This is a genomic window from Planococcus sp. MSAK28401 (assembly GCF_018283455.1).
In the GTDB taxonomy this organism is placed as follows: Bacteria; Bacillota; Bacilli; order Bacillales_A; family Planococcaceae; genus Planococcus; species Planococcus alpniumensis.
Genome location: NZ_JAAMTH010000001.1, coordinates 361,451 through 375,433, shown reverse-complemented (window position 1 = coordinate 375,433; position 13,983 = coordinate 361,451). Strand labels below are relative to the sequence as shown.

14 protein-coding genes are annotated in these 13,983 nt (G+C 49.2%); 1 reads left to right on the top strand and 13 read right to left on the bottom strand.

The window, feature by feature from the left end:
* Nucleotides 1–325 precede the first annotated feature (325 nt).
* The 8 genes from G3255_RS02035 to G3255_RS02000 all read right to left on the bottom strand — a co-directional run bounded on the left by G3255_RS02035 (nt 326) and on the right by G3255_RS02000 (nt 6,060).
* Nucleotides 326–1,054 carry an amino acid ABC transporter ATP-binding protein gene (locus G3255_RS02035; protein ID WP_274625368.1) on the bottom strand — a complete coding sequence of 243 codons (729 nt, stop codon included), beginning with the start codon at nt 1,052–1,054 and terminating at the stop codon, nt 326–328.
* Nucleotides 1,051–1,695: an amino acid ABC transporter permease gene (locus G3255_RS02030; RefSeq protein ID WP_211653067.1), complete on the bottom strand. Its 645-nt coding sequence runs from the start codon at nt 1,693–1,695 to the stop codon at nt 1,051–1,053. Before G3255_RS02030 ends, G3255_RS02035 begins: the two co-directional genes overlap by 4 nt.
* 55 nt (nt 1,696–1,750) lie before the next feature.
* Nucleotides 1,751–2,533, bottom strand: a complete 783-nt coding sequence (locus G3255_RS02025; RefSeq protein ID WP_211653066.1) for a transporter substrate-binding domain-containing protein — start codon at nt 2,531–2,533, stop codon at nt 1,751–1,753.
* Nucleotides 2,534–2,663: 130 nt separating this feature from the next.
* Complete coding sequence (locus G3255_RS02020) at nt 2,664–3,743, bottom strand: AI-2E family transporter (protein ID WP_211653065.1); 1,080 nt, start codon at nt 3,741–3,743, stop codon at nt 2,664–2,666.
* A gap of 96 nt (nt 3,744–3,839) precedes the next feature.
* The gene (locus G3255_RS02015) at nt 3,840–4,106 is read right to left on the bottom strand and encodes a hypothetical protein (RefSeq protein WP_249222043.1); all 267 of its coding nucleotides are present in this window, start codon (nt 4,104–4,106) and stop codon (nt 3,840–3,842) included.
* A gap of 138 nt (nt 4,107–4,244) precedes the next feature.
* Nucleotides 4,245–4,943 carry a type 1 glutamine amidotransferase domain-containing protein gene (locus G3255_RS02010; protein WP_211653063.1) on the bottom strand — a complete coding sequence of 233 codons (699 nt, stop codon included), beginning with the start codon at nt 4,941–4,943 and terminating at the stop codon, nt 4,245–4,247.
* A gap of 120 nt (nt 4,944–5,063) precedes the next feature.
* On the bottom strand, nt 5,064–5,498 hold the full coding sequence (locus G3255_RS02005) for a YaiI/YqxD family protein (protein WP_211653062.1): 435 nt from the start codon (nt 5,496–5,498) through the stop codon (nt 5,064–5,066).
* The gene (locus G3255_RS02000; protein ID WP_211653061.1) at nt 5,479–6,060 is read right to left on the bottom strand and encodes a DUF1836 domain-containing protein; all 582 of its coding nucleotides are present in this window, start codon (nt 6,058–6,060) and stop codon (nt 5,479–5,481) included. Before G3255_RS02000 ends, G3255_RS02005 begins: the two co-directional genes overlap by 20 nt.
* A 129-nt stretch (nt 6,061–6,189) precedes the next feature.
* Here G3255_RS02000 and trhA point away from each other — a divergent pair, with 129 nt between their 5' ends.
* Nucleotides 6,190–6,837 (top strand): PAQR family membrane homeostasis protein TrhA, encoded by a 648-nt coding sequence (gene trhA / locus G3255_RS01995; RefSeq protein ID WP_211653060.1) that lies wholly within the window; start codon nt 6,190–6,192, stop codon nt 6,835–6,837.
* A 37-nt stretch (nt 6,838–6,874) separates the two neighbouring features.
* Here trhA and G3255_RS01990 read toward each other — a convergent pair whose 3' ends face one another.
* From G3255_RS01990 to G3255_RS01970, 5 genes are all read right to left on the bottom strand, one after another.
* Entirely contained in the window at nt 6,875–7,711 is an 837-nt protein-coding gene (locus G3255_RS01990) for an STAS domain-containing protein (RefSeq protein WP_211653059.1), read from the bottom strand.
* 242 nt (nt 7,712–7,953) lie between these two features.
* A complete protein-coding gene (locus G3255_RS01985) occupies nt 7,954–9,222 on the bottom strand; it encodes an acetyl-CoA hydrolase/transferase family protein (protein ID WP_211653058.1) in 1,269 nt (422 codons plus the stop codon).
* 146 nt (nt 9,223–9,368) lie between these two features.
* Nucleotides 9,369–9,581 (bottom strand): hypothetical protein, encoded by a 213-nt coding sequence (locus G3255_RS01980; RefSeq protein WP_211653057.1) that lies wholly within the window; start codon nt 9,579–9,581, stop codon nt 9,369–9,371.
* Nucleotides 9,582–9,693: 112 nt separating this feature from the next.
* A complete protein-coding gene (locus G3255_RS01975) occupies nt 9,694–12,783 on the bottom strand; it encodes an AAA family ATPase (RefSeq protein WP_211653056.1) in 3,090 nt (1,029 codons plus the stop codon).
* The gene (locus tag G3255_RS01970) at nt 12,780–13,943 is read right to left on the bottom strand and encodes an exonuclease SbcCD subunit D (protein WP_211653055.1); all 1,164 of its coding nucleotides are present in this window, start codon (nt 13,941–13,943) and stop codon (nt 12,780–12,782) included. The genes G3255_RS01975 and G3255_RS01970 overlap by 4 nt, the downstream gene beginning before the upstream one ends.
* Nucleotides 13,944–13,983 lie beyond the last annotated feature (40 nt).

Sequence of the window (13,983 nt, the reverse complement as noted above, 5' to 3'; positions counted from 1 at the left end):
CCGCAAGCAAACCCTCGCTTTCTTGATCTACACTCGATCCGGGAAGCGATTTCCCCACTAGCCGGCAACTATATATAGAAGCAGATCGATTTCACCAAGCAGCAAACAATGAAATCTCTAAGCCGCCGAGCGCCAAGGGTGAGCCGACGCAATAAGACAGATGCTCTTTCTGGCTTATTGCAAGAGACCAACCCAAAGCACGGCGGCGATTGCCAAAACGATGCTCAACTCAACCCTCAAGAATAGTTCCGCTCAAAAGCCCTCGTTATCTAATTCCAACCAAATTAAAAAAGCGCGCCCAATAGGCACGCTTTTCCACTCATCTTTACAACACTTTACTCAAGAACGCTTTCGTCCGTTCGTGCTGCGGGTTGCCGAACAATTCCTTCGGCACGTTTTCTTCGACGATATAGCCGCCGTCGATAAATAGCACACGGTCCCCCATTTCCGCCGCAAAGCCCATCTCGTGGGTCACGACGACCATGGTCATGCCTTCTCTTGCCAGTTGCTTCATAACATCGAGCACGTCCCCGACCATTTCCGGGTCGAGCGCTGAAGTCGGCTCATCGAACAGCATGATTTTCGGGTCCATCGCGAGCGCACGCGCAATCGCGACACGCTGCTTCTGCCCACCGGACAATTCGCCCGGGTAGGCTTTAGCCTTTTCGCGCAAACCGACCTTATCCAGCAATTCATAAGCTTTCTTCTCGGCTGCTTTCTGGTCGCCTTTTTTCAATTTGATCGGCGCCAGCGTCACATTTTGGAGCACCGTTTTATGCGGGAATAAGTTGAATTGCTGGAACACCATTCCGACATTTTGACGCACTTTGTTGATGTCGACTTTCGGATCGGTGATATCCGTTCCTTCAATATACACATGGCCCCCGCTGATTTCTTCGAGCCGGTTCAAACAACGAAGAAAGGTGCTTTTGCCGGAACCGGACGGGCCGATGACACAAATGACTTCCTTCTCTTCGACAACCGTGCTCATATCCTTGATAACTTCCAAATCTCCGAATGATTTTTTGAGGTTTTCCACTCTGATCATACTCATCGCAATACAAACTTCCTTTCCACAAAGCTCGCGAGCATCGAGAGCAGGTAAATGACGATAAAGTAAATGATGCCGAGGATCAAGTACACATTAAACGCATCGAACGTGGCACTTGCCTGGATGCGGCCTTCCTGTGTTAAATCCGCTACACCGATAACCGATAGGAGCGAAGTATCCTTTAAGGAAATGATCGCCTGGTTGGTAATGGTCGGGAGCATGCGGCGGAATGCCTGAGGCAAAATGATGTGGCGCATGGTCTGCGTCGAATTGAGCCCAAGCGAACGCGCCGCTTCTGTTTGCCCTTTATCGATCGACTGAATCCCCGCCCGGATGATTTCCGAGAAATAAGCTCCGGCGTTAATCGCGACTGTCACGATTCCGGCTGTCGTGTTATCAAGTGAAAAGAACCCAAGTGAGTTCAAGCCAAAGTAAATGAAGAATAACTGGACAATGAATGGCGTTCCCCGGATTGCATCGACGAAGATTTTGGCGATCCAGTTCAAGATTTTGAACGGAGCCAATCGCAGCAAAGCGACAACCAGCCCGATCAAGAAGCCTAGAACGATTGCAATACTGAAGATGTATAGCGTAACTTGCAAGCCTTCCATTAAATACGGAAAAGCATTAATGATTGTCTGCACCCTTAGTTCCCCCTTGCATAAAAAAATGCAGCGCGCGAATGCGCGCTACATGATTTTATTCTGCGATGTATTTGTTTAAGATTTCGTCATATTCGCCGCTGTCGCGCAATTCTTGCAGTCCTGCATTGATTTGTTCAAGCAATTCTGCATTCTCGCCTTTCAACACAGCGATGCCGTATTGGTCGCCCGTCAAGCGTTCGCCGACAGTTTTCAAAGCCAATTCGCTTTCTGCGATGGCATAGGCGATGACAGGATAATCTTCAAGAAGCACATCGGCATTGCCGTTTGATACTTCCTGGAACATCGAAGGGCTGTCTTCGAACTGGGAAATTTCATAGCCATACTCATCTTGGTTGTCGCGTGCGAATTGAGCACCAGTTGTCCCGCTCTTCACTGCGACGGTTTTGCCTTCCAAGTCTTCGAGTGAAGTGATGTCGCTATTATCTTCTGCTACGACCAATGAAAGTCCAGCATCAAAATACGGATCCGAGAAATCGACAACTTCTTTACGCTCATCTGTAATACTCATGCCCGCAATCGCTACATCCAATTGTCCAGCCTGAAGGGCCGGGATGATGCCCCCGAAATCCATCGGGTTGAACTCGATTTCAAACCCTTGGTTTTCAGCAATCGCGTTGATCAAATCGATATCGATTCCTGTGTATTCGCCGTCTTCTTCAAACTCAAACGGTGGATAAGTGGTATCGATGCCGACACGGTATGCTTCCCCTTCGCCTCCGCCAGATTCACCGCCGCCGGATTCTTCTTCCGAACTGCCGCACGCGGCAAGCACTGTAAGAACTGCTAGCAATAATGCTAATAAGGTCCATTTCTTCATTAATAAACATCCCCTCTGTTCTGGATTGGTCATTCTATTGACTAATATATCACAATATTCACAAATCCAGAACCTTTCGAATGAAATTTAATAGGAAGTAGGATGGATACTTGCGTCTAAATGACTAGCCTTAATGGCTGGTTGCGCGTTTTTTATGAAGCCGGTAAAACAAACGGAAATTATGGACGAGTGTCTTCAGTACGGCGTAGGTCGGGATCGCAATTAAAATTCCAATAAATCCATACAAGGAACCTGCCACCATCAACAACAAGATAATCGTCAAGGGATGGACATGAAGCCGGTTGCCCATGACGTTCGGCGTAACGAGATTGCCTTCTAACTGCTGGACGACTAGCAGGACAAGAACGACTTTGACTGCCATGAACAACCCATCGTTGAGGAGTGCAACAAAAATCGCCGGGATGATCCCGATAAGCGGACCGAGAAACGGCACGACGACCAAGAACATCGCGAACGCGGCAAGTGTCAAAGCGTATTCAAGACCGATGATCAAATAGCCGATATACATCAATACACCGATCACCCCCGCGACAATCGCCTGGCCGACCACAAATGTCGACAAGGTTTCATCCAAGTCCTTCATCAGTTTCTTCCCTTCGGGCTTATGGTCTTCTGGAAGACGTTTCACCGAATACGGAATAAATTTATCATCATCTTTTAACAGGAAAAATAAGATGAACGGTACGACGATCAAGACAATCGCCGCATTGACGAGCATGCTGAGAATATCGATCACGTTTTCAAAGAGATTGCTCGATAGGCTTTGGGCATAGCCGTAAATACGGTCGCTGATTTCCTGACCGGAAATTCCTCCGAATTCAAACCCTTCCAATAAATTGGTTGACTCTGAACTTACTTCCTGCACTTTTTCAGGCGCCAAGTCGACTAGGCTTTTCCCTTGTTCCATCAAAGTTGGCCCGAAAAAATAGACAAGACTTGCCAAGGCCAGAGCAATCACCGCAAACACAATCCCAATGCCTGCAATCTTTGGCATGTGCCGGGCGAGAACCCGCACCAATGGCCGGAGCAGATAGTATAAAATTCCGGCGATGAGGATCGGCGCAAATAGCGTCGTGATGATGATGCGAATCGGTTCCCAAATATAGTCCAACTTGCTGAGTACGTATAATGTAAGGGCGAGTAATAATATTCCCACTGTGTATTCAAAAAACGGCTTCCGGATCCACACTTGCTGACACTCCTTTCAAATTTAGTTGCATACTCAAATCATAAACGAAGAAAAAGCGAAAGCAGATGATTTTCTGCCTTCGCTCGCTCGTATGATTTATTTGTCTTCTTCCAATTCACGCAATTCTTTCTGGGTTTGCGGGAAAGCATTCGCTTGCCATTCTTCGCGGTAAGCGGAATCCAATTGTGAAAGACCCTGTTCGCTTGAATCTTCGATGGCGTAGACACTTTCGCGCTCATCGATTTCTTTGCTGTTGTGCATGTCGATGTCTTCCTGTACACGGACTGTATTTTTTTCTTGATAAGCTTTGTAGACGAAAATTCCTGCAGTGGCTGCCAGCGCGCTGCCTAATACTGTATTCATCGTTGATCTCTTCATCTGAATCCCTCCAAAATAATGCGTGTTTCTGTCATTTCTATTTTGTATACCCTAAATGCCGATTTTTAAGCCAATAGGAAATCTTTTTACTCAAAATTCTCCCGGCTGATTTATCCTCACCTGTTACGTGTAGCGGTCCATATCTTTCAATTGTTCGCGCAATTTTTCCCCGACCCCTGACGCAGAAGCTGGGTTTTGCCCCGTAATTAGGCGTCCTGACTCAATAACGCATGCTTCAAGCGGCAGCTGGGCGATTTGGACAAGTGCGCCCCGCTCTTTCATTTCATGCTGCAAGGAAAACGGGATGTCTTTATAGAGGCCTAGCAGTTTTTCTTCTAGATCTGAAAAGCCGGTAGCGAGATGGCCCGATAATAACGGGCTGCCATCAGACAAACGGACATTCAATAAACCGCTCGGCCCATGGCAGACAGCTGCAACGATGCCGCCTTTTTCGTAAATGTTCGCCGTCATCCGCTGCAATTCCTTATTATCTGGGAAATCCCACATCGTCCCATGTCCTCCAGTAAAGTAAATGCCCGCATATTCGTTGGCCTTCACTTCACCTGGTGTCAACGGCCGGTCCAATTGGCGCTGGATGTTTTTGTTCAAATAGTAATGGCGTGTCCGGCCATTTACCACTGCGGCTGGAAGGCTTCTCGGGTCGATTGGCACTTTTTCTGCTTTCGGGCTGATGATGTCAACTTCAAAATCATCTTTCACCTCATGGTAGAAATCCGTCAATTCCCTCAGCCACAATCCGGTTTTTTTACCTCGATTTCCTAGGTCTTTATGATTCGTCACGATAACCGCTATTTTCTTCATGGCGTATCCCTCCCCATCGATTCATATCCCTTTCTATTCCCTATCGCCTGAAAATTACTCGCAGCAAAGAAGCCAAGATTCACTTGTCCATAAAAAAAGACCCGCATGAGTGCGGATCTTTCAACTTTCCAATAGGTCAATCAAGCTGTCACGGAACTTATCGTTATCGGCTTGCTGGCGCTTTTTCGGGCCTTTCATGCGCCCGCCGCTTTGGCGGATTTTTTTGGCAACGTGGCGGCCATGGAGCAATTGTTCAATATTGCCTTCATTGTAAACTCGCCCGTTCTGGTCGATCGGCACACCGCGTTTCGCGAGCACCATCGCAGCGAGCCCATAATCTTGCGTAACAACGATATCGCCAGGCTGCACACGGTTCACCAACACAAAATCGACCGCATCCGCTCCCTTCGATACCGTCAGCGTCTCCGCTCCTTCTCGGTACATTTCATGGGAAGTGTCGCAAATGAGCAGTACCGGCCAATCGAAGCGCTTGGCCAACCCAATCGTCAAATCGACCACGGGGCAGCCGTCTGCGTCAATAAGAATTTTTGCCATCGGCTTCCTCCCTTACCAATTCATCGGCCAGTTTTTCAGCGGCCCTTCTGTACAAATTGCTTTTATGGACCAGCGATGCAATGAACAGCACTTTGGAAAGTTCTCCATTTTCATCGCTTTGCGTGTTAGCGACAGCTTCTGCTTGCCGCTCCAGTTCTTCTTTAAACGCAGCGTGATTATCCTCTTGAAGCGTCAAATACGTTTCGTAGAACTCGGATAGATCCAGTTCCAGCGCCTGTGCTTGGTCATTCACTTTCTCCAGCACTTTTTTTACGTCATTAATCGATAGCGTGCTTTTCATCTGGTAAATCAAGTTGATCAGCATAATGTGGTCAGGCGTGTATTTTTTTTGCTGCACCGGATAGAACAATTTTCCTTTGGCGTAATTATTGATCATCGTTTTCGTCAATATTTTATCGTCCGGATACCTTTTCGTGTCGTGGAAGGCTGTCTCGAATAATTGAATGACTTGATCTACATATAAATCGATTTTCGGAATATCGCTTGTGCGGATTTGGCTGTCGAGAGCCAATTGGCCAATGAGCCGATCGATGCTTTCCATTCGCTTCACCTCAACTTCTGTTTCTCCATTTTACCCTATGATGGAAAAGGCGACAAACTTGACCCACGAAATCGATGCGTATATTATTATAAGTAGTTTCGATAACTACGTATCAGGAGGTATAGATCCATGACTGCATTTATCCGAGAGCCTTTTAATGCTCTGTCCCATTTGGCCGGAGCCCTTTTGTCCTTTACTGCATTGCTTGCCATGGCCATCAAAGCTGCCTACATGCAAGCTCCTGCAGCTCATGTTACAGCGGTCGTTATTTTCGGCATCAGTTTGATTCTGCTGTATACGGCTTCAACGGTTTACCATTCCGTAAAAGCGCGTCCGGGAGTCATCGCCTTTTTCCGCAAATTGGACCATTCCATGATTTTCTTGCTGATTGCCGGTTCCTATGCGCCGTTTTGTTTGATTGCGCTGGAAGGCACGCTTGGCTGGGTGATTTTCGCTATAGTCGCCATACTTGGCATTAGCGGCATTCTCTTCAAGATGATCTGGTTTCATTCACCACGCTGGCTGTCGACCGCCATTTATATCTTGATGGGCTGGATCATCATCTTCGCAGTAGGCCCGCTCGCCTCCAGCCTGCCTGCTGCCGGGTTATGGCTGCTCGTTGCCGGCGGTCTTCTATACACGATCGGCGGTGTCGTCTATTGGCTTAAGCCCGACTTCCTATCTTCACGTTATTTAGGATTCCATGAGATTTTCCATATTTTCATCTTGCTCGGAAGCACATGCCACTTCCTGGCCGTCTACTTATACGTGCTATAACGCAAAAAGAGCCGCTCTCAAAGAGAACGGCTCTTTCTTAATGGTCGAGTGCATCCAGCGCCTGCATCAGGTTGGCGTAGACTTGGATGTTTTTGAAATCGATGCCGAGTGTCACGGCGGTCTGGGCTATTTCAGGGCGGATGCCGGATAAGACCGATTCCACGCCGATGATTCTCAGCGAGTCCATCAACTGGAACAATTGATGGGCAACCATCGTATCGACGATCGGCACCGCTGACAAATCGATATAAAGCGTCGTCAATTGCTGTTTGGCACTTTCTTCAAGAGCCGTCTCCAAAATCACTTTGGCGCGGTATGTATCGATCCCGCCGACCAACGGCAAAATGCCGACCCCTTTACGAATTGGGATGACCGGGCTGCTCAATTCGTCGATCACTTCCTGCTGGCTCGCCAGCAATCGTTGGTGAGCTTCGTGATGATGGCGCGCAAAGCTTTCGATGATAAAGTCGAACATGTCATTTAACATTTCACTCCAGCGCAACGCATCCTGGCTATTCGCTCTATCCACTTCCTCAAAGAAATGGCGGACACAAGTCCAATAGATTCTACGCAATTGCCCCAGATGCTCCATCACTTCATAAAGCGGGACGGATTGCTGGGCACGTTCTTTGGCGATCGTCGACGACCAATCTTCAACGTAGGCAAGCGATTCTTCTTTATCGTGGATAAAAATCGCAGTGACGGCCTCGATAAAACCAATCGATTCCTTTCTCAACTTCTCTACTGTGTCGTCGGATGCATTGGCTGAATAGACGGTATTTGCATGACTGCCGCGTGTTTCAAGCCACTCTTCGACCATGGAGTTTTTATTTTTCAGAATGAAATTATATAGCTCCCTGCTAATTTCTCCCATAATGTATGCCGCTCCTTTTTCTAGCTTGTCCTTATCATCTTATAAGATAAGCCAATCGAAAAGCAAATTTCCTTTCTTCTGATACAGGCATCTGGATTGAAGAAAAACGGCAAAACTAAGGAAAGGGTGCTGCAAAGTAAAATTTAAAGGAAGCGGTATTATCGAACTGACGGTTCATTAAAAAAAATCCCCGGCTGCTTTTGCGGCTGGGGATTTATGCGTTTAACCAGTAAATTTTGTACTTACAGCAAGAAACCATTCTTTTTCGCGTCGAACATCAGCTCTTCGCGGAATTTCGGATGGGCGATGCTGATGAGGCGCTTTGCCCGCTCCGCAAGAGATACGCCGTGGAGGCGCGCGATGCCGTATTCCGTGACGATATTATCGACGTCATTTTTGCCTGTCGTGACGACCGATTGCGGCGCCAGGTTCAGCTTGATGCGCGATAAGCTCTCGCTTTTGGCAGTCGATGGCATGCAGATATAGCCTTTGCCGTTCTCAGCGAAACGTACGCCCCGTGCGAAATCGACTTGGCCTCCACTGGATGAATAATATTTTCCGCCGACCGTTTCAGAAGCGCATTGGCCATACAAATCGACTTCTGTTGTTGCATTGATCGACACGATATTCTTCTCTTTAGCAATTTCCCGCGGATCGTTGACGATGCTTACCGGAAGCATCTCCACTGCAGGGTTGCCATCAAGGAAATCATACAATTTTTTTGATCCGTAAGCGAAAGTCGCGACGATTTTTCCGGGGTTTGTAAATTTGCGCGTGCCGTCGATTGCTCCCGAGTTGACCAGGTCTGCCACGCCATCCGGCAGCATTTCTGTGTGGATGCCTAAATGGCGATGGTCTTTCAACATGCTGATGACCGCGTTCGGCACAGAACCGATGCCAATCTGAAGCGTATCGCCGTTTTCGATATCGCCAATGATCGACGAGGCGATCTGGATGTCCATCTCGCTGATTTCACCGACTTGTTCTTCCGCAAGAGGCGCGTGATGCTCCACATAGCCTGCGATTTGGCTAATGTGGATTTGGTTACGGCCGAAAGTGCGCGGCATCTGTTCATTCACTTCCAAAATGAACGGCACTTTGCCGACGAATTCAGCGACGTAATCGGCTTGTGTGCCGAAGGTGAAATAACCGTGTTCGTCCATCGGCGAAGCGACCGTCATGATCATCGACATCTTCGTCGCTTTTTGCAACAGGCGCGGCATCTCGTGAAAATTATTCGGCACCAGATCCATCTTCGCTTGCTGGTACACTTTGCGGGTCGCGCCGCTCAGGAAATACGATACATGGCGAAGCTGCTCGAGTTCCCCGCGGATATAGGCACGGTCACGCAAGGCGAGCATTTGGTGAATCTTGACCCCGTCCAGTTCCTCTGCGTGTTGTTCCAGAATATCGAGCAGCCGGATCGGCTCCCCGTTCGCGATCGGCACGATGATATCCGCTTGCGCTTCGATCAAATCGACCACTTGCTTCGGGCTAAGTTGTTTGGACATCTGCATTCACTCCTGATTTCTCATATTGTTTCCACTTTATCATAGAATTTGCGCTTGATTGAGTTGCCAAACTTTCACCGCTATTCTGCTTTTTCAGTCAAAAGAGCCACCGCAGAACCATTATCGGTTCTGCGGTGGCTCTTTCGCTATTTATTGCTGCGCTTTTTCACCGCGAAGCTCGCGATGATGCCGCCAATGCCGAAAGCGGCCATCACACCCCATAGAATAAGCAAGATGATTGAGCCGATGCCGGTGCCGCCGTCCATGACTGATGACAACTGCAGAAAAAAGAAGCCAAGACTGAACAATGCAATCGCCCCGAAATAAATCAATCTGGCATTGAAACTGAAATTCTTCATCGTCAAAACCCCTTTGCCGATCTGCTCCGCTTGCCCATTTACAACAGACAGTTTCCGAAAGCAAGCTTTGCTCTTATCATTCACGTTCTTCTCTCATTGTAAACGTTGCTCGTCATTTCAATTGGAAACGTGTTCGGCTGATGCCTTCTTTCGTTTTCTCGACTTCCAAAATGGCCGGAATCGCTGCTTTTAATTCCTGCACATGGGAAATGACCCCGATCATCCTTCCTGATTTCTGCAAGTCCACCAAAGTCTCAATTGCTTTATTCAAGGATTCTTCATCCAATGAGCCGAAGCCTTCATCGATAAACATCGTTTCAATCGATACATTGCCTTCAAAGCTTTGAATGACATCAGCCATTCCGAGCGCCAGGCACAATGAAGCATTGAATTTCTCTCCGCCGGACATCGTCTTGACGTCGCGCGTCTGGCCGGTATAGGCGTCATACACATCCAGGCCGAGGCCGCTTTGCTTCCCGCGCGCTTCCTGCCGGTCGCTTCTCGTCAAATGGAATTGCCCGTTCGATAAATGCTTGAGCCGCTCATTGGCCGCTTCCAAAATCTGTTCCAAATACTCGATTTGCAAATAGCGTTCAAAGGATAGCTTCATATCGTTCTGCCCGCGGATCGTATCGTAGAGATCGACGATGCGCGCGAATTCGGCTTCAGCCGCAGCCTCTTTTGCAGACGCATCGGAGATTTCATCAAAGAACGTTTGGGCTTTTTTCTTATATTCTTTAGACGTATTCAATTCAGAAAGCGCCCGCTCGTAATCGGCCTTCAATTCGGCAAGTGCTTGTTCCGCATTCGACACGTCAACACGGCTACGGCCGTCGAGCGCACTTTCGAGCTCCGCCGTTTGTCGCTCTGTCGTATGGCGGTCTTGCTTGTACTGCTCAATTTGCGTTTTCAATTCTTCGTAGCGAGATGTTTCCAATTTGGCCTCTTGATAAGCTTCCTTCGTAGCGAAAGCGGATTTCACAAGCGCTTCCTCGAAACGGCTTTCGGCATGGCCGCGCTTTTCTTTCAGTTCTTCCACGGACTCCTTGCTATGCCGAAGCGACACCGCCGCCTCCGACACTTGGCGCTCGGCTTTTTGCAGGGCATCCTGTGCTTGTTGCCAAGCCGCTTCTAAGCGGTCTTTCGTTTCCTGCGCTTTTGCGGTTTCTGTTCGAAGCGATCCAAGATCACGTAGCGCTTGCGGAATCGAGGTCAGCTTGCTTTCCAATACCGCCTGTGCCGATTCATGCGCTGAGCGTTTTTCTTGCGTGCTGTGCTGGGCTTCCGCCTGCTGTTTCTTTAAGCTCGATAACTGGTCTTCCATCTCCGCGAATGCCAACTTGCGCTTGCGCAACTGCTCTTTATCGGATTGCAATTGCTCGAGCTCTCCAGTTAACGAATGCTGCTCAGAACGTATCGTCTCCAATTGCGCTGACGCTTGCTCAGCCGCAATCGACATGCCGTCCAGTTCCTCACGCTTCACTGTCGCCTGTTCACGGACCGCGGCTTGTTCCGCTTCCGTTTTGCGGAATTTTTGCTCGCTTTGTGCCAACACTTGCTTGGCCTGTTCCATCGCTTGCTGGTTTACTGCTGCAGAACTGCCTAGCTGTTTTGTCGGATGGTCGAGGCTTCCGCAAACAGGGCACGCTTCCCCGTCGTGCAGTTTCGATGCGAGCAGCGCCGCCTGGTTGGCGAACCAATCATGTTCCATCGTTTGATGGGCTTTTTGCGCTTGTTCAAACTTCGCCTGATCTCCCGCTGATTGCTCGGCCAAACCTTCGAGCTTTTGCTCCAAGCGAAGATATTCCGCCAAGACGCGCCGTTGTTCCGCCAATCGGTTCTGGCGGTCCCGCTTTTCGTCGAACTGCTCCAGTCTTTCTTCCAGTTGTTGAATGAATGATTTCGTTTGCGCCAGTTGTTGCTCGGCGCTTGCTGCTTGTTCATCCGTTCTTTGCAATGCCGTTCTGGCGTGAATGGCAGCTTTCTCCAATTGCTGGACAGCTGCACGCTGTTGTTCCAGCTCCTTTACGCCTGCTTCCATATCGATCAGGCGGATCAGCGCTTGTTGTGCAGCTTGACGCTGTTCATGGCGGTTTTCTTCTTCATCTTTCACTTGCTGCGCCTGCCGCTTCATTTCCTGGGCTTTCTGTTCAGCCGTCTCGGCACGACGCAATTCTTCGCGTTTTTGGCGTTCATTGGCTACAAGATCCAGCACCTGCTCTTCCAAGCCAGTGATCATGCCCGCTTGATCGGCTGCTGTGACTTGCTGTTCCCATTCTTTGACCGCCGGCAGTTGTTCTTCGAGTTCCTGCAAATGGCGCTTTTTCGCTTCTAATTCGTCGAAGCGCCCATTCCAGCCTTTCGCTTCGTGGAACTCGGCCATTTTTTTATTGTGGAAATCATAGGATTGCTGATAGCGCTCCTGCAGGCTGATGCTTTCCGATTCGTAATGGCGGATCTCCCCTTCAAGCCCTGCGAGTAATTGGCTGCGCTGGAAATCACCTTGTGCGAACACTTCAAAAAGAGCTGATTCACGCTGCGGCAAAGAACCCGCAATCGCCTGCACTTGCTCTTTGTAAAGCATCTGCTGCGCTTTAAACCGCTCTTGCGCTTCGTCTTTTTTGTGCTTGAGCCGCTCGGCAACCAAGCGGTACGGTTCGGTGCGGAAAATCTTCCGCAAAATCGCTTCCTTATTATCTGTTTCAGACGTCAACAGCTTGCGGAATTCCCCTTGCGGCAGCATGACGATCTGGTTGAACTGAGAGAAAGTAAGCCCGAGAATCTCCTCGATGCGCCGATTGAGCTCCGAGACGATTTGCCGCTCGACACATGGCTTTTCGCCCGCATCGGTCAATTCGAAAAATTCATAGCGTTCACCGGTCGCGCTTTTATTGCCTTTTTTCACATGGCTCATCTGGCGCAGGATGCGGTAAGTGGTGCCGTGCACTTCAAAGGTCAATTCTGCCGAAGTATGGACCGAATCCTTGGCGAAATCGCTGCGCAGGTTTTTCGGTTCACTGCGGTCCGAGCCGCTTGCCGAGCCGTAGAGCGCGAAACAAATGCCGTCGAAAATGCTGGTCTTGCCGGAACCGGTGCTGCCTGAGATGACAAATAGGCGATTGCCTTCCAAGTCTTCAAAATTAATTTCTTCACTGTCACGGTATGGGCCGAATGCCGTCAGTTTTAATTTGACCGGTTTCATGACTTCACCTCTTCACGTTCAGAATCTGCCTGCAGGAATTCCTGCAACACTTCGCCGAACAGTTCAGCCGTTTCCGCTGTCGGCACATCGCCTTTTACTTCCTCGTAAAATGCGTTGAATAATTGCATCGGGTCCATCTTCCGGCGGTTGCCGATGGTCGAATCGCCGGCTTCTTTCGCGAACGTTTTGCGCTGCACATGCATCGCGTTCGGATACACCGAACGCACTTTTTCCATCGGATACAAAACGGGCGTCTCATCGAGCAAGGTAACGAAGACATAATCGTCGCTTCTTTCATGCTCCATAATTTCCGCGATTGTCCCTTCCACTGAACGCATATCGCGCTTCGCTGTGAATAAGCGCTTGTCGACTGTGACAGATCCATCTGCAGCTAACTCAACCACATGGAACCCTTTTTGATGGTGCTCTTCCGATATCGAATATTTCAATGGCGACCCTGAATAGCGGATCGTCTCATTCAATACATAATGCGCTTTATGCAAATGGCCGAGCGCTGTGTAATGGAACGGCTGGAAATGCTGCGCGCTGACGTGTTCCGCCCCGCCGATCGCAAGCGGCCGTTCGGCATCGCTCGTATTGTCTTCCTGTTCTCCGCGAGGCGTCACGAACGCATGGCCGACGAACACGTGACGCGCCGACGGATTCATTTCAGCGGAAATGCGTCCAGTCATCGCTTTCATCGCATCGTCATGGGTTTTGATGTCCGGATCTTCAAATACATGACGCACCATCGATGGATCCGTGTACGGCACTAGATGAAAATGAACTTCGCCCGCTTCATCATTCAAAACAACCGGGTCGAATTCAGGCCGGATCGGGCCCGCGATATGAAGGCCGTTGCTTTTCAATGCGCGGCTCCCGAAATCAAGCCTTCCTGGGCTATCGTGGTTCCCTGCCACGGCAATAACCGGCACTTTCATATCCAGCACGATTTTCGCGAGCAGATCATCCAGCAAACGCACCGCTTCTGTCGGCGGCACGGCACGGTCATATAGATCTCCTGCGATGACGAGTGCATCGGGGCGCTCCTGTTCGATTGCTTTGATCAATTGATTCAACACAAATCGCTGGTCTTCTGTCATATGTACGCCCTGCACCAATTTTCCGAGATGCCAGTCAGCGGTATGGATGAATTTCATAAAAAGATCCCCTTTCTTCTATATAAAAGAATATACGTTC